The organism is Phycobacter azelaicus (genome assembly GCF_014884385.1).
Classification (GTDB): domain Bacteria; phylum Pseudomonadota; class Alphaproteobacteria; order Rhodobacterales; family Rhodobacteraceae; genus Phycobacter; species Phycobacter azelaicus.
Genome location: NZ_WKFH01000003.1, coordinates 900,172 through 923,549, shown reverse-complemented (window position 1 = coordinate 923,549; position 23,378 = coordinate 900,172). Strand labels below are relative to the sequence as shown.

Annotated in this window: 18 protein-coding genes and 1 pseudogene; 9 read left to right on the top strand and 10 right to left on the bottom strand. The window is 60.7% G+C overall.

The annotated features are described in order from the left end of the window. The first annotated feature begins 127 nt into the window (after positions 1-127). Complete coding sequence (locus INS80_RS05475; RefSeq protein ID WP_192964668.1) at positions 128-1,807, top strand: ABC transporter permease; 1,680 nt, start codon at positions 128-130, stop codon at positions 1,805-1,807. Positions 1,808-1,892: 85 nt separating this feature from the next. Beyond that, positions 1,893-3,062 (top strand): annotated as a pseudogene (locus tag INS80_RS05465) (ABC transporter permease); the annotation flags it as partial. Positions 3,063-3,140: 78 nt separating this feature from the next. Here INS80_RS05465 and INS80_RS05460 read toward each other — a convergent pair. From INS80_RS05460 to dapE, 5 genes are all read right to left on the bottom strand, one after another. Then, positions 3,141-4,475 carry a lytic murein transglycosylase gene (locus INS80_RS05460; RefSeq protein WP_192964666.1) on the bottom strand — a complete coding sequence of 445 codons (1,335 nt, stop codon included), beginning with the start codon at positions 4,473-4,475 and terminating at the stop codon, positions 3,141-3,143. A 132-nt stretch (positions 4,476-4,607) separates the two neighbouring features. After that, positions 4,608-6,893 carry a ribonuclease R gene (rnr, locus tag INS80_RS05455; protein ID WP_192964665.1) on the bottom strand — a complete coding sequence of 762 codons (2,286 nt, stop codon included), beginning with the start codon at positions 6,891-6,893 and terminating at the stop codon, positions 4,608-4,610. A gap of 50 nt (positions 6,894-6,943) precedes the next feature. Beyond that, the gene (locus INS80_RS05450; protein WP_192964664.1) at positions 6,944-7,507 is read right to left on the bottom strand and encodes a TIGR04282 family arsenosugar biosynthesis glycosyltransferase; all 564 of its coding nucleotides are present in this window, start codon (positions 7,505-7,507) and stop codon (positions 6,944-6,946) included. 23 nt (positions 7,508-7,530) lie between these two features. Beyond that, positions 7,531-7,953, bottom strand: a complete 423-nt coding sequence (locus INS80_RS05445; protein WP_192964663.1) for a GNAT family N-acetyltransferase — start codon at positions 7,951-7,953, stop codon at positions 7,531-7,533. After that, a complete protein-coding gene (gene dapE, locus INS80_RS05440) occupies positions 7,950-9,095 on the bottom strand; it encodes a succinyl-diaminopimelate desuccinylase (RefSeq protein WP_192964662.1) in 1,146 nt (381 codons plus the stop codon). The genes INS80_RS05445 and dapE overlap by 4 nt, the downstream gene beginning before the upstream one ends. A gap of 340 nt (positions 9,096-9,435) precedes the next feature. Between dapE and INS80_RS05435 the strand changes: the two genes are divergently transcribed. After that, a complete protein-coding gene (locus INS80_RS05435) occupies positions 9,436-11,007 on the top strand; it encodes a Hint domain-containing protein (RefSeq protein WP_192964661.1) in 1,572 nt (523 codons plus the stop codon). Positions 11,008-11,173: 166 nt separating this feature from the next. Further along, the gene (locus tag INS80_RS05430; protein WP_192964660.1) at positions 11,174-12,208 is read left to right on the top strand and encodes a transporter substrate-binding domain-containing protein; all 1,035 of its coding nucleotides are present in this window, start codon (positions 11,174-11,176) and stop codon (positions 12,206-12,208) included. Positions 12,209-12,228: 20 nt separating this feature from the next. On the opposite strand, the gene INS80_RS05425 is transcribed toward INS80_RS05430, so the two are convergent. Further along, positions 12,229-12,576, bottom strand: coding sequence for a DUF8846 family protein (locus INS80_RS05425; protein ID WP_192964659.1), 348 nt, complete (start codon positions 12,574-12,576; stop codon positions 12,229-12,231). A gap of 201 nt (positions 12,577-12,777) precedes the next feature. Between INS80_RS05425 and INS80_RS05420 the strand changes: the two genes are divergently transcribed. Next, a complete protein-coding gene (locus INS80_RS05420; protein ID WP_192964658.1) occupies positions 12,778-14,349 on the top strand; it encodes a choice-of-anchor L domain-containing protein in 1,572 nt (523 codons plus the stop codon). A 15-nt stretch (positions 14,350-14,364) separates the two neighbouring features. On the opposite strand, the gene hutC is transcribed toward INS80_RS05420, so the two are convergent. Both hutC and INS80_RS05410 read right to left on the bottom strand, forming a co-directional pair. Then, positions 14,365-15,066 carry a histidine utilization transcriptional repressor HutC gene (gene hutC, locus INS80_RS05415; RefSeq protein ID WP_192964657.1) on the bottom strand — a complete coding sequence of 234 codons (702 nt, stop codon included), beginning with the start codon at positions 15,064-15,066 and terminating at the stop codon, positions 14,365-14,367. A gap of 78 nt (positions 15,067-15,144) precedes the next feature. Then, the gene (locus INS80_RS05410; RefSeq protein WP_192964656.1) at positions 15,145-16,512 is read right to left on the bottom strand and encodes a formimidoylglutamate deiminase; all 1,368 of its coding nucleotides are present in this window, start codon (positions 16,510-16,512) and stop codon (positions 15,145-15,147) included. Positions 16,513-16,631: 119 nt separating this feature from the next. Between INS80_RS05410 and hutI the strand changes: the two genes are divergently transcribed. From hutI to hutU, 4 genes are read left to right on the top strand one after another with little or no spacing between them, the layout of a single operon-like run. Next, on the top strand, positions 16,632-17,810 hold the full coding sequence (hutI, locus tag INS80_RS05405; protein ID WP_439650955.1) for an imidazolonepropionase: 1,179 nt from the start codon (positions 16,632-16,634) through the stop codon (positions 17,808-17,810). Beyond that, positions 17,798-19,321, top strand: a complete 1,524-nt coding sequence (gene hutH / locus INS80_RS05400; RefSeq protein ID WP_192964655.1) for a histidine ammonia-lyase — start codon at positions 17,798-17,800, stop codon at positions 19,319-19,321. Before hutI ends, hutH begins: the two co-directional genes overlap by 13 nt. Beyond that, a complete protein-coding gene (gene hutG, locus INS80_RS05395) occupies positions 19,318-20,100 on the top strand; it encodes an N-formylglutamate deformylase (RefSeq protein WP_192964654.1) in 783 nt (260 codons plus the stop codon). Before hutH ends, hutG begins: the two co-directional genes overlap by 4 nt. After that, positions 20,097-21,764, top strand: a complete 1,668-nt coding sequence (gene hutU, locus INS80_RS05390) for a urocanate hydratase (RefSeq protein WP_192964653.1) — start codon at positions 20,097-20,099, stop codon at positions 21,762-21,764. Before hutG ends, hutU begins: the two co-directional genes overlap by 4 nt. Positions 21,765-21,819: 55 nt before the next feature. Here the strand turns inward: hutU and dapD are convergent, their stop codons facing one another. Continuing rightward, the gene (dapD, locus tag INS80_RS05385) at positions 21,820-22,647 is read right to left on the bottom strand and encodes a 2,3,4,5-tetrahydropyridine-2,6-dicarboxylate N-succinyltransferase (RefSeq protein ID WP_192964652.1); all 828 of its coding nucleotides are present in this window, start codon (positions 22,645-22,647) and stop codon (positions 21,820-21,822) included. A gap of 109 nt (positions 22,648-22,756) precedes the next feature. Beyond that, on the bottom strand, positions 22,757-23,356 hold the full coding sequence (locus INS80_RS05380) for a GntR family transcriptional regulator (protein WP_192964651.1): 600 nt from the start codon (positions 23,354-23,356) through the stop codon (positions 22,757-22,759). Positions 23,357-23,378 lie beyond the last annotated feature (22 nt).

Genomic DNA, 23,378 nt, shown 5'->3' with positions numbered 1-23,378 from the left:
GACCTGAGACCTTTGCCAGAGAGCGCCTGCCGCTCTCTGGCCCTTCACTCTTCACACCAAGCCGCGTTTGAACGGCCAGAAGAGCAAAACCCGCGAGGGACACAGCGGGCAAAACACAGGGATAGATATGAGCGACACCACCCAATCCGGCCCGGTTCTGGCGGCTGACGGCACGCCATTGAAGCGCAGCCTGGCCCGCGCCCTGAGAATGCAAAAGCTGCGTGCGCTGATGTTGATTGCGCCCCTTTTGCTGTTCATCCTTTTGACCTTTATCCTCCCGATTGCGGACATGCTGTTCCGCTCGGTTGAGAACCGGATCGTTTCCGATACCCTTCCCAAGACTGTCGTCGCCTTGCAGGACTGGGATGCCAAAGGCGACGAAGCGCCCGGTGAAGTTGTTTACGAGAACCTTTACTACGATCTTTTTGTGGCGGCGGAAGCCAAGGAGCATACCAAGCTCGGTACCCGCCTGAACTATGAACAGACCGGTATTTCCTCACTGTTCCGCAGCAGCGGTCGAAAGGTCGATGACATCGGCAAAGACCATGTGAAAGCCATTGAACGCGCTGGTGGCGGCGCCCTCAAGGACGAGGCGCTCTGGTTCGAAATCATGACTGGTGGCAGCGGCGCTGCGTCCAACTCGGATCTTCTGGATGCGCAACGCACCAAGATGCGTCATCTCACAAGTGAGGACTTCCCGGCGGACATCGGTTTTGTGCCTGGGGCCGATTTCTCGGCACTCTTTCCGCGCACGGCCCGCGCCTATACGGACTTTGCCCTTTTCACAGCCGTCATGGACGAAGACGTGGTTGCCGAGGAGGACCCTTGGGAAAGCGTCATGGTGGCCTTTGCCAGTGAAGTGCAGGCAGACGGCGGCGCAGAGAAACTGGCCGGATACTCTGGTCCCGGTGCAGCAGAGCTGAAAACCGCAGCAGAGGCATTGGCCGACCTTGAGCCGATTTCCTTCAAGGCTTCTTTCCTCGACATTGATGAAGACTGGGGGGATGTTGCGAACTGGCGCACGATCCAGACTTACAGCCCCAAGTATACCAGCGGCTATTTCCTGAACTCCATCGACATGCAGAAAGGTCCCGACGGGGCCGAGGCACGCCCCGAGAACCAGCAAATCTACATCACGCTGTTCCAGCGTACGATGTTCATGTCTCTGGTGATCACGGCGTCGTGCATCGTGTTGGCCTATCCCATTGCATGGATCCTAGCGAACCTGCCAGCGCGATCCGCCAACCTGCTGATGATCCTTGTTCTGTTGCCGTTCTGGACCTCGCTTCTGGTGCGGACCTCGGCATGGAAGGTGATGCTGCAACAGCAGGGCGTCATCAACGACGTTCTGGTCTGGCTGGGACTGGTGGCGGATGACGCCCGCCTTGTGATGATCAACAACCAGTTCGGCACCATCGTGGCGATGACCCACATCCTGCTGCCGTTCATGATCCTGCCGATGTATTCGGTGATGCAGACGATCAATCCATCCTACCTGCGCGCGGCAAAATCCTTGGGTGCGACCAACTGGACGGCTTTCTGGCGGGTCTATTTCCCGCAGTCAGTACCGGGTATCGGGGCTGGGTCGATCCTCGTCTTTATCCTCGCCATCGGCTACTACATCACACCCGAGATTGTCGGCGGCACCAAGGGTGTCTTCATCTCCAACCGGATCGCCTATCACATCTCGTCCTCGCTCAACTGGGGTCTGGCCGCCGCGCTGGGCGCGATCCTTCTGGTGGTCGTCCTGATCCTCTATTGGGCCTATGACAAGATCGTCGGCATCGACAACGTGAAGCTGGGATAAGACACATGGCACTGACACCTGTTACACCTCAAACTCCCGGTTTCACCGCTGCCGTTGCGGCTGGTGCCGGGGCCTTCTTTGGCCTCTTCCACCTGTTACACCTCAAACTCCCGGTTTCACCGCTGCCGTTGCGGCTGGTGCCGGGGCCTTCTTTGGCCTCTTCGTCGGCACTGCGCAGGCCACCGGGCTGATCGGTATCCTGATTGGCGCGGCATTGCTGGGCGTACTTGGTTTTGTCTTTGCGGGCATGACCGACAAGGAAAAGCCGCTGCGCTGGGCGACCTTTGTGCTCTTCGTGGTGCTTGGGTATGTCCTGGGCGGTTTGCCGGCCGCGGTGATCGGCGGTCTGTTCGGCTGGTTCGCGGGCTGGTTCATCTTCTGGCTTGCGACGTCGCGCTACCGCCAGCACCTTGCGCCCTACCTCACACCGGGACAGGTGCTGTGGCACTACACATTTCGCGTGATCTGCGGTGTGATCTTCGTCTTCCTGATCACGCCCATCCTGGTGGTTATGCCGCTTAGCTTTAACGCTGAAGATTTCTTCACCTTCACGCCCGAGATGCTGCGGTTTGATCCGGCCGGCTACTCCCTGAAGCATTACGAGGATTTCTTCACCAATTCCGACTGGCAACAGGCGCTTTGGAATTCGATCAAGATCGCGCCCATGGCGACGCTTCTGTCGGTAACCTTCGGCACGCTCGCCGCCATCGGTCTTAGCCAGCCGCATGTGCCGTTCCGCCGGGCCATCATGGCGATCCTGATTTCGCCCATGATCGTGCCGCTGATCATCTCGGCTGCGGGCATGTACTTCTTCTATAGCCGGATCGGGATGCAAGGCACCTATTTTGGTGTTGTCCTTGCGCACGCAGCCCTGGGTATTCCGTTTGTGATCATCACGGTGACCGCGACCTTGGTGGGCTTTGACCGGTCGCTGACACGAGCGGCCGCCAATATGGGCGCCGACCCTGTGACGACCTTCTTCAGGGTGCAGATGCCGCTGATCCTGCCGGGTGTGATCTCGGGCGGTCTTTTTGCCTTCATCACATCGTTTGACGAGGTGGTCGTGGTGCTCTTCGTTGGCTCAGCGGGGCAGAAGACGCTGCCATGGCAGATGTTTACTGGCCTGCGGGAGCAGATTTCTCCGACCATCCTCGCGGTGGCAACGATTCTCGTCGCGATCTCGATCTGCCTGCTGACCGTTCTGGAACTGCTCCGTCGCCGGTCCGAGCGCCTGCGCGGCATGAGCCCCGGCTGATCGCTCTAGGTATGAGAATAAGAAAGGCCCCGAAGCAGAACGCTCGGGGCCTTTTCTTGTTGTGGGTAAGGCGCCGACCTAACGGAGGTGCTTTAGCAGGCTGAGCGAGGCAAAGCCGTCGGGCACCAGCCCTTTGGCGCTTTGATAGGCTCGGATCGCGCCCAGCGTCTTTGGGCCGATCTTGCCGTCCACCCCGCCGGTGCTAAAGCCCGCACGGGTCAACCTGCGCTGCAATTCCTTGCGTTCGCGGAAGGTGAGGGCGCGGTCTCCGCCCGGCCATTTCGCCTGAAACTCACCGCCACCCTTGATCCGGTCTGACAGGTGGCCGACGCCGATCACATAGGCATCGGCAGCGTTGTAGCGTTCGATCACCGAGAAGTTCTTGAACACCATAAAGGCCGGACCGTTGCCGCCCGCAGGCAGCAATAGCGCGCCGGAGCCATGGTTTGGCACCGCCCGGCCATCTACGCCGGTCACGCCAAGCCGAGCCCATTCCGCCGGCGACTTCTTAATAGACCGTCCAACCAGCGCGTAATTGAAGCCGCGTGGCAGTTTGACCTCAACCCCCCAGGGCTGCCCTTTCACCCAGCCAAACCGTTTCAGATAGGCCGCTGTCGAGGCAAGCGCATCAGAAGGGTTGTCCGACCAGATGTCGCGCTTGCCGTCACCGGTGAAATCCACCGCATAGGCCAGGTAGGATGTGGGAATGAACTGGGTATGCCCCATGGCGCCGGCCCAGCTTCCAGTCATCTTGCGCGGCGGAACGTCGCCCGACTGCAGGATCTTCAGCGCGGCAACAAGTTGTTTTTCAAAGAACTTTCCGCGCCGCCCGTCATAAGCCAGCGTGGCCAGAGACTGAATGACATCCATATTGCCGCGGTTGTTGCCATAGTTGCTTTCCATGCCCCAAACGGCGACCACGATTTCCTTGTCGACGCCATAAGTGGCCTCGATCTGGTTGAGGCGGCGGCGTTGCTCGCGCAGGGCCTTCTTGCCGTTCTTGACCCGGGTGTCCGAGACTGCCGTGCTCAGATAATCCTGCAGTGTCTTGGTGAATTCGGATTGGTTGCGATCCCGGCGAATGACGTCATTGTCGTATTCAACGCCCCGAAAGGCCCGGTTGAAGGTCGCGGTCGTGATCCCTTGCGCCAGTGCGCGTTTGCGAAAGCTGTTGATCCAGGCTTGAAAGGCGCTGTTGGAGGCCACTGGCTGAGCCTCCTCCGGTGTATCGACGACCGAGGCAAGATCTCCGGGCCGCGCCGGGGGCCGCAGGGAGGTCGCCGCTGCTAGTTGAACCCCGTTCTGCTCCTGCGCCATAGGCCTGCCAGCAGGCCGCAGGGAAATATCGGGCGCGGTGGCCCCAGCGAGTGTTCCGGTTGCAGCAAAGGCTGCCGCCGTCATCCAGATTCGCATGTGACTGTTACCTTATGTGTTGTCTGCTCACGCAGAATGTAGCCTTTGGCGTGCTTTCGCAAAAGGGCGCAGTCGCAAAACAGGCCTACGGCAGGCAAAGTGCCGCCGCTATTTGCGGGGCAATCATGCGAGCTATTTGCGGCGTTTACGTTCCACTTTGCGTTTGGTCTTGGCTGCCTTGTGGCGCGATTTGGCCGCCTTGCGTTTGACGCTGCGCCCAGCCGGGCTGCGCCGTCCGCGCCCGCCGCCGCCTGTGGGAACCGTTGCATCCTCGACCGATAAGAGCTCCAGTTCCAGCCCGCCGGTGACCGGCGCGGCCTGGGTCAGGCGTACGGTGACGCGCTGCCCGATGGCCAGGGTAAAGCCGGTGTCGGCCCCCATCAGGGTTCCGGCCTCAGCATCAAAGTGGAAGAACTCGCGGCCGATGGTGCGCACCGGCACCAGCCCGTCGGCGCCGGTCTCATCCAGTTTCACGAAAGCGCCAAAGCGCGCCATGCCACTGATCCGCCCGGTGAATTCATTGCCCACGCGTTCTGACAGATAGGCGGCCAGGTAGCGGTCAGTGGTGTCGCGCTCGGCAATCATTGAGCGCCGCTCGGTTTCCGAGATATGGGTGGCGGTATCATCGAGCCGCTCGATCTCATCGGGGCTGAGACCATCCTTGCCCTCGTCCGGCCCCCAGCCATGGGCGGTGATCAGCGCTCGGTGCACGATCAGATCCGCATAGCGGCGGATCGGAGAGGTGAAATGCGCGTAGTTGCGCAGGGCGAGGCCGAAATGGCCAAAGTTTTCCGGGTTGTAATAAGCCTGCTGCATCGACCGCAGGGTGGAGATGTTGATCAGTTCGGCATCGTCCGTTCCGGCGGCGGCATTCAGCAGTGCATTGAGGTGCCGGGTCTGCAGAACCTGCCCTTTGGCAAGGGTCAATCCTGCTGCCTGGGCGGTGTCACGCAAGGAGTCCAGCTTGTCCGGCGCCGGCTCCTCGTGCACGCGAAAGACCAGCGGCGTGCGCTTCTGGATCAGGGTTTCGGCGGCTGCGACATTGGCCAACACCATGAATTCCTCGATCAGGCGGTGCGCATCCAGCCGGTCGCGGAAGTTGACCGAGGCCACATGGCCGTCTTCGTCCAGCACGATCCGTCGCTCAGGCAGATCCAGATCAAGCGGTTGCCGGGCTGCACGGGCCTTGGTCAGGGCGCGATAGGCGGCGTAGAGCGGCTTGATCACATCCTCCAAAAGGGGCACGGTCTTTTCATTCGGGCGCCCATCCATGGCGTCCTGCACTTCCTGATAGCTGAGCGCCGCGCTGGAGTTGATCAGCGCCCGCATGAAGCGATGGCCGATCTTGTTGCCCTCCGCATCCACCTGCATGCGCACCACGACGCTGGCGCGCGGGACGTTTTCATGCAAAGAGCAGAGATCCCCCGACAGACGGTCCGGCAGCATCGGTACAACGCGGTCCGGGAAATAGCTGGAGTTGCCACGCTTGCGCGCTTCGCGATCCAGCGGCGAGCCGGGGCGCACGTAGGCTGCTACATCTGCGATGGCGACCCAGATCACATGGCCGCCGGGATTGTTCGGATCGGTGTCCGCCTCGGCATAACAAGCATCGTCGCGGTCGCGGGCATCAACGGGGTCGATGGTGATCAGAGGCAGATCGCGCAGATCTTCGCGCCCCTTGAGGCCAATGGGTTTGGCGGCGTCCGCCTCGGCCACGACCTGATCGGGGAATTGATCGGGAATGCCGTGCTGGTGGATGGAAATCAGCGACACGGCCTTGGGCGCGGAAGGATCGCCCAGACGTTCGACAATGCGGGCGCGGGGCAGGCCCATGCGTCCCTTTGGTCCGGCCTGCTCGGCTTCGACCAGCTCGCCGTCCCTCGCGCCATTGGTGGCATCCGTCGGCACCATCCATTCGGTCGAGGCGCTTTTATCGATGGGAACGATGCGCCCGCCCTCGGCTCCGGTGCGAAAGACACCAAGGACGCGTTTCGGGTTGGTGCCGATGCGGCGGATCAGGCGGGCCTCATAGTTGTGATCCTCACCCTTCACGGCTGTCAGCCGCGCAAGGATTCTGTCGCCTTCACCAAGGGCGGGGTCCGAGGCGCGCAGCACCAAAAGGACGATCGGCTCCACTCCTTCGCCGTGCCACTCCAGCGGGCGGCCATAAAGATCGCCGTCCCGGTCCGGGCGTTTCACCGTGAGGATGGTGACGGGCGGCAGTTGGTCCGGGTCGCTGTAGGTCTTTTTGCGCTTTTGCAGGTGCCCTTCGTTCTCCAGCTCTTTCAGGACGCGCTTGAGATCGATCCGGTCGGCCCCCTTGATGCCAAAGGCCTTGGCGATGTCGCGTTTCGATGTCTGGGTCGGGTGGGCGGAAATCCAGTCGAGGATTTCGGCCTTGGAAGGGATACGGGTCATAAATCCCGCGTATCACGGTGCGCGGGGAAGGTCATGGTGAAAAGACGCGCTCAGGAGCTGGTTTGGCGCAGATCTGCTGCTGTATCCACGTCGCGGAGAGTTTCGGTGAGCACGATGCGCCATCCGGGCAGGGTCGCGACAGAATCAGGCAGGGCGTGCTCGCTGGACCAGCGCACCCCGTGAAAGAGGCCATGTGGCAGGCGGGCTGGGTGCCGTGCGCCCACCAGCCAATAGCCACCATCAGTGGCAGGGCCGAAAGCCACGTCATGTGATCCCAGCGCGGCAAAGGCGCGGGCGATATGGGCGCGGTTGATGCCGGGGATATCTGCGCCGATCAGGCAGACCGGTCCAAAGGGTGCAGCGCTTTGCAGCATCCGTTTCATGCGCTGCCCGAGGTCTCCGCCCCCCTGTGGTAAGCGCGCCAGATCTGCGGGAAACATTCTGGAAGTGATGGCCTGATCGGGGGCAACAGCCAGAACGATCTGCCAACGCGGATCGCGCAGGCTGCGGATGAGCCGGGCGGATTGATGGCGAAACCACCAGGTTGCGGGGATGGTGCCGATGCCTTGGGCAAGCCGCGTCTTGACCCGTCCGGGGCGTGGTTCCTTGATCATGATGATGAGGGTGGGGCGCGGCCTCACAACTCAAGTACCATGTCGCGGTGATCGATCCCGGCATCGTCATAGACGGGACCAAAGGCCGCAAAACCCAGCTTTTCATAAAAGCCAAGCGCTTGAACCTGCGCGCCAAGCTTGGCGCGGGTGACGCCGGGTGTGTCTTCGGCAATCTCAACCGCTTTTTCGATCAGCGCCTTGCCAAGCCCCGTGCCGCGCCCCGCTTTGGCGACACAGACGCGGCCGATCTTTGCCGTCTCCCCGTCAAAAACAATGCGCGCGGTGCCGATGGGCTGGCCATTTTGCGTGGCCAGAAGATGCGTTGCCGCATCGTCAAGAGCGTCGATCTCTTCCTCGACCGGAACGTTCTGCTCGTCAACGAAGACTTCGAAGCGCAGGCGAAAGCAGATCTCGCGATCCTCGGTGACCGTGATCTCCACGCTCATGCAAAATAGTCTTTCAGGATGCGGGAATAGATCGCTTTCAGCTGGTGGATTTGTTGGATCTCGACGCATTCATCCACCTGATGCATTGTTCTCCCGACAAGGCCGAACTCGACCACAGGGCAATGACTTTTGACGAACCGCGCATCCGAGGTGCCGCCGGTGGTGGAGAGTTCTGGTTTGATGCCTGTTTCCGCCTTCACGGCGTTTGAGACCAGATCCGACAAGGCGCCGGGTGGCGTGATGAAGCTCTCGCCGGAGATCTTCACCTTCATTTCAACAGTGGTCCCGAATTCTGCTTCTATTTTGTCGGCCTCATTGCGCAGCCATTCAGTCAGGCTTGCACCGCTATGGGTGTCGTTGAAGCGGATGTTTACGGTGGCGCGGCTTTGCGCCGGGATCACGTTGGTGGCGGGGTTGCCGGTGTCGATGGTGACCACGGCCAGGGTGGAGGCATCAAAGTGTTCGGTGCCCTGGTCCAGCTCATGACTGGCGAGGCGATCCATCAGCCGAGCCATGGCGTTCAAAGGGTTGTTGGCCCGGTGCGGATAGGCCGAGTGTCCCTGTGTGCCGGTCACGGTGAACCAAGCGGACAGCGAGCCGCGACGGCCGATCTTAATCATCTCGCCCATGGTGTTGGGGCAGGTGGGTTCCCCCACAAGGCAGACAGACATGGCTTCGCCTTCGGCGTCCATGTAATCGAGCAGAGCCGTGGTTCCGTCTACCGCATCGCCCTCTTCATCGCCGGTGATGGTCAGGATCACTGCGCCATCCGGCGGGGTGTCCTGCACAAAGTCGATGGCGGCGGCGGCAAAAGCGGCAACGCCCGATTTCATATCCGTAGCGCCTCTGCCATAAAGAATCCCGTCCTTCTCCTCGGCGCCGAAGGGATCGACGGTCCAGGCACCTGTGTCGCCGACCGGTACTACGTCGGTATGCCCGTTGAAGCCGAATGTGCGGGCGTGCCCCTTGGCGCCCCATCGGGCAAAAAGATTGCTGATCCCTTTGCGGTCGGCCCGTGCGCAGTCAAAGCCTGCCTGGCTCAGCACCTGTTCCAGAAGCACCAGCGCACCGCCTTCCTCGGGTGTGACCGACGGGCAGCGGATCAGATCTGCGGTAAGGCGTGCGGGATCGGTCGGGGTCATCTGGCAGGCTCCTGAACTTCGAGGTGCCCATGGCGTAGCGCGGATCTCGGTATGGTGCAAACCGGTGCGTGGCAAAAATCGGGCAGGTGTGTTTCCAATTGCGGCGCGGTCAAGGTCATTTCGTGATCTGGACCCGCCGCCGAGGACTCGGCAAAAGAATCATGTTAACACATCGTTAACTATGATGACCGCAAGGCAGGCCAACCGTAACTGAGCAGTGCGGCAACGGCCTTTTCCTGAACGCTTGTACCCTTTGGAATGAAAGGGGAGCCTCTGTCAGACCCCGCGTGCTGACTGGGATGGAACGGCTTTGCCTTGCCAGTAAAGGGGTGGGACAGTCTTGGTTACGGCGTCTGATCTGAACTACAATTTGAGCGCATCGGCCGAAGAGATGGCTGAGGAGATCTTCGGCCCCGGTGTCACGGTGCTGAGTGCCAGCTACACGGGCGACAGCAGCGCGTCGGGCATCTTTTCCGGCGGGGATACGATCGCACCGGGCGCCACGCCCGCAGATACCGGCGTGATCCTGTCCACGGGGCGGGCAGATGATTACACCAATGCCAGCGGCGAGGCGAACCAGTCCACCAGCCGCTCGACCGACACCAGCGGCCAGGATGGCACCCCCGATTTCGATGCGGCTGCGGGCGCCAGCACCTTTGATGCCTCCTATTTGGATGTCAGCTTCATCCCGGATGCCGAGGTGATGACCATGCAGTTCATCTTTTCCTCGGAAGAGTTTCCTGAATACCAAAGCTCGGTCTACCAGGATGTCGTGTCTGTCTGGGTCAATGGCGAGCAGGTGCAGCTGGAACTGGGCAGCGGAACTGCGACACCGGACAATGTGAGTTCGACGACCAACCAGAACTTCTACCTCGACAATGCGACGGATGCGTACAACACCGAGATGGACGGGCTGACAGTCACCATGACCCTGACGATGAACGTCAACCCGGACGAGGTTAACACGCTCAGGATTGGCATCGCGGACGTTGGCGACAGTGTGTATGACAGCAACCTTTTGATTGCCGGAGACTCCGTTCAAACCAACCTTGTGGCGCAGACGGATATGGTCCACGTGCGACCAACCGGTAGCAAGACAATCGATGTTCTGGAAAACGACCTAAGTGCGACGGGAGAGACTTTGTCGATCACGCATCTCAACGGTCTTGAGGTCGTGCCCGGATCAATGCTGACGCTTGATACCGGGCAAGAAGTCACCCTGAACGCCGATGGCACGCTGACCCTTACAGGGGATGGCGATTTGGAGGATTTTGCCTTCACCTATACGGTGAGCGATGGGAAAATCTCGGATACGGGGCTGGTCAACGCCACATCGATCCCCTGTTTTGTGGCCGGAACGATGATCCGTACGCCACACGGTGATGTTCCGGTGGAGACGCTTCAGCCGGGCGATCTGGTGGTGACACGCGATGAGGGGCCGCAACCCGTGCGTTGGATCGGGTCGCGCTCTGTCGCAGGCCAGGGAAACCTGGCGCCCATTCATCTTGCAGCCGGCACATTTGGGGCGCATGGAGATCTGAAGGTTTCGCCGCAACATCGTGTGCTGGTGCGCGGCGCGATGGCTGAGCTGTTGTTTGGCGAGGCGGAGGTTCTGGTTGCCGCGCGTGATCTGATCAACGATTGCTCGGTCCGGCGGCACCCATGCGCTGAGGTCTGCTATGTACATCTGATGTTTGATCGTCATCAGATCGTCTATTCGCAAGACCTGCCAAGCGAGAGTTTCCTGCCGGGTCCGAAAATCAAGGATCTGTTCGAACGGCAGGTACTTGAGGAAATCTGCGCGCTTTTCCCGGACCTAGATCCCGAAACTGGTGAGGGCTACGGGGCTGCTGCCCGGCCCACGCTCTCGAGCAGAGAGGCTCGGCTGCTTGCGCAGGCGCATGCGATCTGAGCAAAGCGATTTTTTAAAGTCTGCTTGGACAGGTTTTTCTTTGAGATCGTCCGCAAAACCCTTGTGGATGGGATCAAGCTTGCGTGAAATCATCTGAGCGCCTAAGACAATTTTGATCTCCGAAATAAACGGGTCCGGGTCGAACGTGCGCTTTATTCGCTTTCCTATGTCAATCGTGCTCATCCTGTGGGCGCAAGCGATCACAGCGCAGACGCTGACGGTCAACACGGTGACACGCCCGCCGTTTTCGATGGTTGAAAACGGTGAAGATACCGGTTTTTCGATCGAGCTTGTTGATGCGCTGGCAGAGCGTCTGGGCTGGACCTATCAGATCAACCGCACCAACACTTTCGGCGAGATGCTGGAGGGCGTGCGCAGCGGTGAGGCTGATATGGCTGCGGCGAATATCTCGATCACGGCGTCCCGTGAAACCGAGATGGACTTCAGCCAGCCGGTATTCGAAAGCGGTCTGCAGATCATGGTTCATGCCGAGGATGTCCGCCCTCCATCCTTGTTGCGGGCCATGCTCTCCTGGGATCTGGCCGCTGCCGTTGGTCTTGCTTTTTTGGTACTCTTTGGCGGCGGCATGCTGATGTGGGTGTTCGAGCGCCGTGCCCAGCCCTATTTCGACCGTCCCCTGAACGAGGCCTGGTTTCCGTCCTTCTGGTGGGCCCTGAACCTTGTTGTGAATGGCGGCTTTGAAGAGCGCGTACCGCGTACCCCCATCGGTCGGATGTTTGGGGTGCTATTGGTGATTTCTTCGCTGTTTGTCGTTTCGGTCTTTGTTGCCAAGATCACCACCGCAATGACGGTGGAGGCGATCACCGGAAAGGTGAATTCCGTCAACGATCTTTACGGGCAACGTGTTGGCACGATTACGGGCTCGACCGCAGCCGGTTTCCTGCAGCGACGGGATATCGACTATTATGATTTCACCGGACTATCGGAACTCATTGAGGCCTTTGAGGTGCGGGATATCGATGCGGTCGTCTTTGATGCGCCGGTTTTGAACTACTATGTCAACCATCAGGGAGAGGCGCATGGGCGCACCATTGGCGCTTCGTTCCTGCGTGAGAACTATGGTCTGTTGTTCCCGCAAGGCTCTCCGCATACCGAAGAGGTAAACCGCGTGCTGCTCGCGCTCCAGGAAGATGGAACCTACGATCAGATCTACAAGCGCTGGTTCGGCAACACCAAGTAGATCCTTGGGTTCAGTACAGGCTAGTGAATCGTGGCTTCATCGCCGTCAAAGAATGGCGTCATCTGTGCAACGATCACAGCGTTTTCCTCCAAGGCACGCTGCATGAGGTCGCGTTCTTCGTCTCCGATCTCATGTCCTTCGGCCTCTCGTTCTGCGAGCGTGCCATAGCCGGTCACATCTAGAGGGGCTGTATCTGCCTGTTTCAGTATCGCGACGGTTTCGCGCACGGCCTCTGCCTCGTCCACGCCAGAGGCATAGACCATCAACGCCGCACCTGTGGCGCCATCGGGCAGCCCGTCACCCTCTTTGCGTCCGATCTGAACCAAAAGCGTGTAGACTTGCTGGCGTGAGGGTTTCTTCTTTTCCATGGCGCCGGACCTACGCCGGTGCGGCCTTGCGGTCAATCCGTTTGTCCGAGGTTTGACCTGTGGGTGGCTCGCGAACAGCTTTACTGCAATTGGCCTAAAATTTTTACCAATTCGCAACGGGTCACGGTGCAGCCTACCGCAAAACGGTCTCTTACGCAGTGGGCCGTTCCTGAATACGCATTTCGGCTCAGGATGGACGTCATGCCAGTCGCTTCTGAATTGTCGATCGAAACCGCCGCTTCGGCCATGCAAATGGCGGATGCCATGTTTGGCAGCGGCATTACGATCACCGGCGCCAGCCATACCGGCGTTCAGGGTGCCTCGGGTATCTATTCAAACGGCGACACGGTAGCACCTGGTCTAACCCCGTCTGACAGCGGTGTGATACTGTCAACGGGCAACGCTCAGGATGTGACCAACAGTAGTGGAGACGTGAACACGAGTGCGCGCACCACAACCCGTCTCGGCTCAGCTGGAGATGACGATCTCACAGCCTTGGCGGGCGCGCAAACCTTTGTCGCAGCAGTTTTCGAAGCCGAGTTCATACCCGCCGGTTCTACCCAGACCATGCAGTTCGTCTTCTCCTCGGAGGAGTATCTTGAATGGGTCGGCACGGGGGGCAACGATGTTGTTGGCGTCTGGGTCAACGGTGAACAGGCCGACATGACCATTGGGACGGGTGATATTTCGATCGACAACATCAACGATGAAGCGAACAAGAACCTCTATGTCGACAACCACCAGAACTATGACGTCTACAATACCGAAATGGACGGGTTCACCATCACGCTGATCCTGACAGCCCCTGTGAATCCTGGTGAGGCCAACACGATCAAGATTGGGATCGCCGACGCTGGAGATGACAGATACGATTCCAACCTGCTGATTGCGGGAGACTCAATCCAGACGGCGTTGGTTGCCGGGGATGATGCGGTCACCGTGACAGAGGGTGAAACCGAAACGCTGGATGTGTTAAGCAATGATACGCGGATGCCTGGGGCCACGCTGACCGTCACCCACATCAATGGCCAACCCGTAGCGCTGGGCAGTACCGTGACTCTTGCGAACGGAGAGCAGGTAACGCTTAACACGGATGGCACCTTCACGGTCGCGAGGCAGGCGGATGTGGACGGCCCTGAGACGACCACTTTTACCTATACCGTGGCGGAAAATCTGGGAGATACGGACACCGGCGTCGTGGAAATGACCACTGTGCCCCGTTTCGTCGCGGGAACACTCATCGATACTCTTGGGGGACCGATCCCTGTAGAGAGCCTCAAGCTGGGCGCGCAAGTGCGCACTCGCGACCACGGATTCCAGCCGCTGGGCTGGACCGATCGTAGTGCGCGCGTCGCCGAGGGAGGGGATGCGCCAGCAGTGTTCGCGGTCGGTGCCTTGGGCGCGCATGACGAAATAGAGCTTTCGCCGTGTCATCGCGTCCTTGTGGCATCGAACCTAGCTGATTTAATCTTTGGATCAGCACAGGTTCTGATAAAGGCCAAGGATCTGAACAACGGTACGGCCATTCGCAGACACGCTGACGGGAATGCGGTGACCTATGTCCACCTGCTTTTTGACCAACATGAGATTGTATGTGGCAATGGGCTGTTCAGCGAAAGCTATCACCCCGGGTGCGAAACCTTGGAGGGTTTTGACGCCGACGCGCGGGCGGAAATCCTGCAGGTGATCGGGGGGGACCTAGTCGCCTTTGGTCCCGCAGCGCGTCCCGCGTTGAGAGCATATGAGGCGGAGTTGCTGTTCCGGGCCGCCTGATCTCCCGACGCTCAATCAATAGCGAGTCCGCATCCGGTATCCTTCATGAAAATGCAGACGCACAAAGGTCACAGGCTGACCCTGAAACCAGGTGCTTCGCTCCATTAGAAACAGGGGCGTGCCCTCCTTGGCGCCCAGAAATGAAGCGATATCGGCCGTTGCGGCGACCGAGGATAAGGCAATCTCCGCATCGGAAAATGGCACCCGTGCCAGCAGCCACTCATTCGGCCCGGTCGCGCTGAAATCTGCCGTGTCAACGTCCGGAACGGCGTCGATATTTATCCAGCGGGTTTCATACTGAAAGGGGCGGTTGTCTGCATAATGCATACAAGTCAGATGCAGTACCCGCGCCTGCGCGGGCAGCCCCATTTGCGCGGCAAGCCAATCGGGAGCTTGCACGATTTCGCGGCTCACCAGCCTGTAGCGATAGCTGGCGTTTGTCTCTTCAACCTGATGCCGGGTGACGCTGATTTCCAGCCGCGCCTGTTTCACTGGCGCTGTTGTAACACGGGTGCCGCTTTTGCGTTTGCGGTCGATGATCCCGCGCTCGGCCAGCTCCCGCAAGGCCCGGTTGACGGTTGCACGGGCGCAGCCGAACTCTACTGACAGCTCCTGCTCAGTCGGCAGAAGGCTGCCCTGATCCCAGATCCGGCCCTGAATGCGACGCAGGACCTCGTCCCTTACATCCTGGTATGTGGTCTTTTTTTCGGATTGCAACGGCTGTCCTGTCACTTGCGTCGATGAGCTGGTCAATGTCTTTGTCGGTTTCTGGGCGCGATTTGTAAAGTTCGCGGGCTAAAGTGCAGCGCAGAGATCCGATATGCAGTGCTTATACGTTGCCACGATGCTGTCGCGGGAAGCATGTCTGCCCTGTCGCACCTTGTGGCGCCCGGCGCTCCAGACATCGGTGACCGCATCGTCCCCGGCCGCAAAGCAGAAACCGTCCAGAAGCTGAGAGGGTGGAAGCGCACATAGTGATGGCCGGTCGCTGTCAATGGCGATGAGATCAGCCAGGCCGCCAACTTCGATCTGCCCGCTGTCGCGGCCCAAAGCCAGTGCCCCACCTTGAGCCCCGCCAAGAAAAAGCGATGCGCCAACAGATCCGGCCTCATGGATCATCACGTTGCGGGCCATGTGGCGCAAACGTTGGGAATACTCCAACATGCGCAGCTCTTCAGGTAGTGAGATACGCACATTCGAATCCGAACCAATGCCAAAGCGTCCGTCATTGCCCAGAAAATCCGGCCCATTGAAGGGGCCATCCCCGAGATTGGCCTCGGTGATGGGGCACAGGCCCGCGACGGCTCCAGACTGTGCCATTTGCTGCGTTTCTTTGCCCGTCATATGGGTGGCATGGATCAGGCACCAACTGCTGTCGACCGGTGTATTTTCCAGCAGCCATTCAACCGGGCGCCCCCCGAGCCAATCCTGGATAGCGCGCACTTCAGCGGGTTGCTCGGCTATGTGGATGTGAAGGGGGGCGCCCTCTTGCAGCGAGATCGCCTTGATCAACTCTTCCGGGCAGGTTGCCCGCAGGGAGTGGGGCGCGAGGCCGACAACCGTATCAGCGGGCATGTTGCGTCGGGCGGCTGCGCGTGTGTTCTCCAGTAGGGCTACGAAACTATCCACGGAATTGCCGAACCGAAGCTGCCCGCCGGACAGTGGCTGTTGCCCTGCGCCGCCATAGGAGTAGAGCACCGGCAGATGGGTCAGGCCAATGCCGGTTTCCATGGCTGCCGCAAAGACACGTTGGCTCAACTCGGTAGGGTCCGCATAGCGTGCTCCCCCTGGTCGATGATGCAGGTAGTGGAATTCCCCCACCGAAGTAAAACCGGCCTCCAGCATCTCCATGAAGGTTAGGGCTGCAATCGCCTCGATATGGTCGGGGGTGAGTTTTTCGACAAAGCGATACATCAGATCACGCCAGGTCCAGAAGCTGTCTTTTCCTGGGGCGCGATGTTCGGTCATTCCGGCCATGGCGCGTTGAAAGCTGTGTGAATGCAGGTTTGCCATCCCCGGCAACAGCGTGTCGACCCGGGTATCGCCGTCCTGCGATGTGCTGTCCGGCTGCAGCGCCGCAATGGCGCCGTTCTCAATCCTCAGGCGTAGGTCTTGTACCCATCCGCCAGGAAGGCGGGCCTGCCGCGCAAAAATTGTTTGCATGATATCACCATATGTATAGACATAATATAGGTATGCGCATAGTAATTCGCCATCAAGCTGTTTCTGAGGGGCCAATGAGCGATCCAACCCAATATGTGCTGAGCGGCTGCAATGCCGCGATGATGCAAGGAAGGTCTGACCCATATGGGCTGATCCCGGACGCGACTGTTGCCGTTGAGAACGGACGGATCGCCTGGACCGGATGCGCGGCCGATCTGCCTTCGCATTTCCGCACGTGGGAGACTATTGACCTTGAGGGGCGCCTGCTGACGCCGGGTTTAATCGATTGTCACACACACTTGGTCTTTGGCGGCGACCGCGCGCATGAGTTTGAGCTGCGGTTGAACGGTGCGTCTTATGAAGAGGTTGCAAGGGCCGGGGGCGGGATTGCGTCTACCGTTGCTGCGACCCGCGCCGCCTCGGAAGGGGATCTTATTTCCAGTGCCCTGCCGCGGCTTGATGCTCTCATCCGCGAAGGCATCACCACGGTGGAGATCAAATCCGGCTATGGCCTGGATCGCGATACCGAGTTGACCATGCTGCGTGCGGCCCGGCAATTGGGTCATTTGCGCCCGGTGACCATTACTACCACCTTTCTCGGCGCCCACGCGGTGCCGCCGGAATACGATGGGCGGGCGGAGGCCTACCTGACTGAGATCTGCTTGCCTGCACTACGCGCGGCACATGCCGAGGGATTGGTCGACGCGGTGGATGGGTTCTGCGAAAACATCGCCTTTTCCGCCTCTCAAATCGACGAGGTGTTTCAATGCGCGTCTGAGCTGGGCCTGCCGGTTAAACTCCATGCTGAGCAGCTTAGCCATCAGGGCGGAACCGCCTTGGCTGCCACGCGCCGCGCCCTGTCTGTCGACCACCTGGAATACGCAACCGAAGCAGATGCCTTAGCCATGGCCAAGGCAGGCTCTGTTGCGGTGATCCTGCCGGGAGCTTTCTATACGCTTCGTGAAACCCAGGCGCCGCCGATAGATCTATTCCGCAAGCATGGCGTGCCCATGGCGCTCGCCACCGATTGCAATCCCGGCTCTTCTCCGATGACCTCGCTTTTGATGGCTATGAACATGGGCTGCACGCTGTTCCGCATGACCCCGCAGGAGGCTTTGGCCGGGGTGACCGCCCATGCGGCCCGTGCGCTGGGGCTGCGCGACCGGGGCCGGATCGCATCGGGGCTGCGGGCTGATCTGGCGATCTGGGATGTCACGCGCCCTGCCGAGCTGTCCTATCGCATCGGGTTCAACCCGCTTCACGAAACGATTGTTGAGGGCAAGAGATGCTCCAGATAACACCCGGTGCTGTAACGCTGCACACGCTCGAAACCATCTATCGCGGTACGGATCCCCTGTGCCTTGATCCATCTGCTCGCGCAGGGGTCGAAGAGGCGGCCCATATGGTCGCCGCCGCTGCCGCTGGTGATGAGCCAGTCTACGGCGTCAACACCGGCTTTGGAAAACTCGCCTCCACGCGGATCGCCCCTGCGGATACCGCACAACTGCAGCGCAACCTCATCCTCAGCCATTGCTGCGGGGTGGGAGAGCCGCTTGCGGCAGACAAGGTCCGGCTGATGATGGCGCTCAAACTGGTGTCGCTGGGGCGCGGTGCATCTGGCGTGCGCTGGACCGTCATAGAACAGATCGAGCGCATGCTCGCGCTTGGCGTGACGCCCGTTGTGCCCTCGCAAGGCTCTGTCGGTGCTTCGGGCGATCTGGCGCCGCTTGCTCATATGGCGGCTGTGATGATCGGAGAGGGGGAGGCGATTGTTGCAGGAGTGCGCATGTCCGGCGCCACGGCCCTGAAACAGTCTGGATTAGAGCCTATTGTCCTCGGGCCGAAAGAGGGGCTTGCCCTTATAAACGGAACCCAGTTTTCAACCGCCTGCGCCCTTGCCGGGCTGTTCGATGCCTGGCGGCTTGCCGAAGCCTCCATCGTGGTTGCGGCCCTCACCACGGATGCGATCATGGGCTCTACCGCGCCGCTATTGGCTGAGGTCCACGATCTGCGCGGCCACGCAGGGCAGATCGACGTGGCCGGTGAAATGCGTCACCTGATGCAGGGCAGCGAGATTCGTGACAGCCACCGTGAGGGAGACAGCCGGGTGCAGGATCCCTATTGCATCCGCTGCCAGCCGCAGGTTCTGGGCGCGGCGCTAGACGTTCTGCGCATGGCTGCCCGTACGCTTGAGGTGGAGGCAAACGCCGTCACAGACAATCCGTTGGTGCTGACTGAGGCTGGTCGCATCGTTTCGGGCGGGAATTTCCATGCCGAATATGTGGGATTTGCCGCCGATCAGATTGCGCTGGCCATCGCCGAAATCGGCGCCATCGCGCAGCGCCGCGTTGCACTGATGGTGGACCCGACCTTGTCCCATAACCTGCCGCCCTTCCTGACGCCCGATCCGGGGCTCAATTCTGGCTTCATGATCGCCGAGGTGACGACGGCCGCCCTGATGAGCGAGAACAAACACCTTGCAAACCCGTGTGTGACCGATTCAACGCCCACCTCAGCCAACCAGGAGGATCACGTCTCCATGGCGGCCCATGGCGCGCTGCGGCTGGGGCGAATGGGGAAGAACCTGTCGGTGATCCTCGGGGTCGAATTGCTTTGTGCTGCTCAAGGGGTCGAGGCGCGCGCGCCACTGGCGACCTCCTTGCGTTTGCAGGATGTAATGCGGAGTTTGCGTTCCGAGATCCCTCCGCTTGCCGAGGATCGCTACCTTGCGCCCGAAATCGAAACGGCCAGCGCCATGATCCGCCAAGGCCGCGTCGCGGCAGCGGCGGGCATCGAGGTTGCAAAATGATCGAGGTCACGCGCGGCGCATCGCCCCTTATGCTGGGGCTACCCCATACCGGCACCGATGTCCCGGTCGAGGTCTGGGACAGACTCAACGATACAGGCCGCGCGCTGGCGGATACGGATTGGCATGTGCACGATCTTTACACCGGTCTGGTCGATGGGGTCACCACGGTGCGCACCCCTATCCATCGCTACGTGATCGACGTGAACCGCGATCCCGAAGGGCAGAGCCTTTATCCCGGTCAGAACACGACAACACTTGTGCCGCTGACCGATTTTGACGGGCACCCGATCTGGCAGGAGGGGGCGGAACCGGACGCGGAGGAAATCGCGCGGCTTGGGGATCTTTATCATGCGCCCTATCACGCTGCGTTAGAGGTCGAGCTACGCCGGGTCCGCGATTTGCATGGCTTTGCCATCCTCTATGACTGCCATTCGATCCGTAGCCAGATCCCGTTTCTGTTCGATGGACGGCTGCCGGATTTCAACATTGGCACCAATCGCGGAGTAACCTGCGATCCCGATATCGAGGCGCAGGTGCAGCAGCGGTGCGAGGCTGCCAGGGGCTATTCCTCCATCCTCAATGGCCGCTTCCTTGGTGGCTGGACCACCCGCCACTATGGCCACCCCGCGCAAGGCGTTCACGCGATCCAGATGGAACTGGCGCAGGCCAGCTACTGCGAAGAGGTCCCGCCTTGGACCTATGACCGCATCCGCGCCGACCGGCTGCGCGAACATCTTCGCCACATCCTGACAGATCTTATTTCCTGGAGGCCGACATGACCGATCCCCGCAAGAACAACCGCGACATCTATCCGCCCACGGGACCCGAGATCAGCGCCAAGTCCTGGTTGACCGAGGCGCCCTTGCGGATGCTGATGAACAACCTGCACCCCGATGTGGCCGAGAACCCGCATGAATTGGTGGTCTATGGCGGCATCGGGCGGGCGGCGCGAACCTGGAAGGATTTTGACCTCATCGTCGACAGCCTGCGGAACCTGGAAGACGATCAGACCCTTCTGGTGCAATCGGGCAAACCCGTCGGCATCTTCCAAACCCACAGGGAGGCGCCGCGCGTGTTGATTGCCAATTCGAACCTGGTGCCGCGCTGGGCGACCTGGGACCATTTCAACGAACTCGATCGCAAGGGGCTCATGATGTACGGTCAAATGACCGCCGGGTCCTGGATCTACATCGGCACGCAAGGCATCGTGCAGGGCACCTATGAGACCTTTGCCGAGGCCGGGCGCCAGCACTATGGCGGAGACCTCGGCGGCAAATGGATCCTGACCGGTGGCCTCGGCGGCATGGGCGGCGCGCAGCCGCTTGCGGCGGTGATGGCCGGGGCCTGCTGTCTTGCGGTGGAATGCAACCCGGACAGCATCGATTTCCGCCTGCGCACGCGCTACCTCGATGAGCAGACCGACAGCCTGGACGAGGCGCTGGCGATGATCGCCCGCTGGACCGCTGCGGGAGAGGCGAAATCGGTGGGCCTCTTGGGCAATGCCGCCGAGGTCTTTCCCGAACTGGTGCGGCGTGGCATACGTCCCGATCTGGTCACGGATCAGACTTCGGCCCATGATCCGGTCAATGGCTACCTGCCGCTGGGCTGGACCATGGGGGAGTGGATCGAGAAACGCGAAACCGACCCTAAAGCGGTGGAAAAGGCCGCCCGCGCCAGCATGAAAGTGCAGGTCGAGGCCATGTGCCAGTTCCACGCGATGGGCATTCCCACCGTTGACTATGGCAACAACATCCGCCAGATGGCGTTGGAGGAAGGGCTCACGAACGCCTTCGATTTCCCCGGTTTCGTTCCTGCCTATATCCGCCCGCTGTTCTGCCGGGGCATTGGCCCCTTCCGCTGGTGTGCCCTGTCGGGCGATCCCGAGGATATCCGCAAGACCGACGCCAAGATGAAAGAGCTGTTCCCCGAAAACGAAGGTTTGCACCGCTGGCTGGATATGGCAGAGGAGCGGATCGCGTTTCAGGGTCTGCCCGCACGGATCTGCTGGATTGGGCTAGGCGATCGCCACCGGGCCGGGCTGGCCTTCAACGAGATGGTCCGCAATGGCGAGCTGTCCGCGCCGGTGGTCATTGGCCGCGACCATCTGGACAGTGGCTCTGTCGCCTCTCCCAATCGCGAGACAGAGGCTATGCTGGATGGCTCGGATGCGGTGTCGGATTGGCCGCTCTTGAATGCGCTGCTCAATACAGCCTCGGGTGCGACCTGGGTGTCGCTGCACCATGGAGGCGGGGTTGGTATGGGCTTTTCTCAGCACTCCGGCGTAGTGATCTGCTGTGATGGCAGTGAAGACGCCGACCGCCGCATCGAGCGGGTGCTTTGGAACGATCCGGCCACCGGGGTCATGCGACATGCGGATGCAGGATACGAGATCGCAAAGGACTGTGCGCGTCAGCATCAACTGACCCTTCCGGGGATCCTCTAACGAAAACGCGCCCCGGATTGGGGCGCGTTTCCATGGTTGCCAGTTAAGGCCGGGATCAGTCGCGCAGCAGCTCGTTGATGCCGGTCTTGGAGCGGGTCTGCGCATCCACGCGCTTCACGATCACCGCGCAGTAAAGGTTGATGCCGTTCTTCGACGGCATGGAACCGGAGACCACCACCGAATAGGGCGGCACTTCGCCGTACATGACCTCACCGGTTTCGCGGTCGACGATCTTGGTCGATTTGCCAATGTAAACGCCCATGCCCAGAACCGAGCCTTCGCGCACGATGCAGCCTTCGACCACTTCCGAACGCGCACCAATGAAGCAGTTGTCTTCGATGATGGTGGGGCCGGCCTGCATCGGTTCCAGCACGCCGCCAATGCCGACGCCGCCCGACAGGTGCACGTTCTTGCCGATCTGCGCACAAGAGCCGACGGTGGCCCAGGTATCGACCATGGTGCCTTCATCCACATAGGCGCCGAGGTTCACGAAGGAGGGCATCAGCACCACGCCCGGCGCGATAAAGGCGGATTTGCGCACGACGCAGTTCGGCACGGCCCGGAAACCGGCGGCCTTCCACTGGTTTTCGCCCCAGCCCTTGAACTTGCTGTCGACCTTGTCCCACCAGCCAGAGTCCTGCGGACCACCGGTCTGGATCTCCATGTCCTTGATGCGGAAGCCCAAGAGAACGGCTTTTTTTGCCCATTGGTTCACGTGCCAGTCGCCATTCTCCAGCTTTTCGGCGACGCGCAGGCTGCCGGAATCCAGAGCGTTCAGAGTATCCTCGATCGCTTCCCGCGTTTCGCCCGAAGTTGCGGGGGTGATGGTATCACGCGCCTCCCAGGCGGCTTCGATTGCGGCTTCCAGCTGTGCGTTGGACATGAGTGTATCTCCGGCAAGAATATGGTTTCGCGCCTACATAGCGGCATTTGCGGGCAAGGTCATGTGCCGATTGCGGTGTGTGGCGGCCTTTTGGTGGTCCCCGGACGATCTATCGCACCCGGCGCAGGTGGCGGCGCAGAATCTCGCATCCCGCCGCCGCATCCCGCCGCAGCATGGCCTGAACGATGGCGGCGTGATCCTTATCGGCGCGCGGGCGCCACTGGTGTTTCCAGTTCGCAAACAGATGCCGGGCCGAAGCGATGTGCAGATCGTCGATGGCCGCCAGAAGGCGCGGCATGCCGCATGGCGACAGGATGGTGCGATGAAACTGGCGGTTCAGCCGCTCCCAGGAGGCCATATCGGTTGCCTCATCGCAGGCGATGCGTGCGGCGTCTGCCGCTTTGGTGTCTGTATCGCTCAGCCGGGCAAAAGCGTGTGTGAGCGCCAGCACCTCAAGCGCCACGCGCATCTCTATCACTTCGCGGATCTCGGCCGGGTCAAGGGCGGTCACGCGGGTGCCACGGCGCGGCTGCGAATAGGCAAGACCGTGGGCTTCAAGCCGCAACAGGGCCTCGCGCACGGGCACATGACTGGTTTCGAACTCGCGCGCGATATGGTCCTGGCGCAGCTTTTCGCCCGCAGGCAGCTGCCCGGTGACGATACGCTCGCTGAGCTCCAGATAGATCCTGTCTGCAATCGTGGCGGTCATGACCCTGCGATAGGGTGCCTTT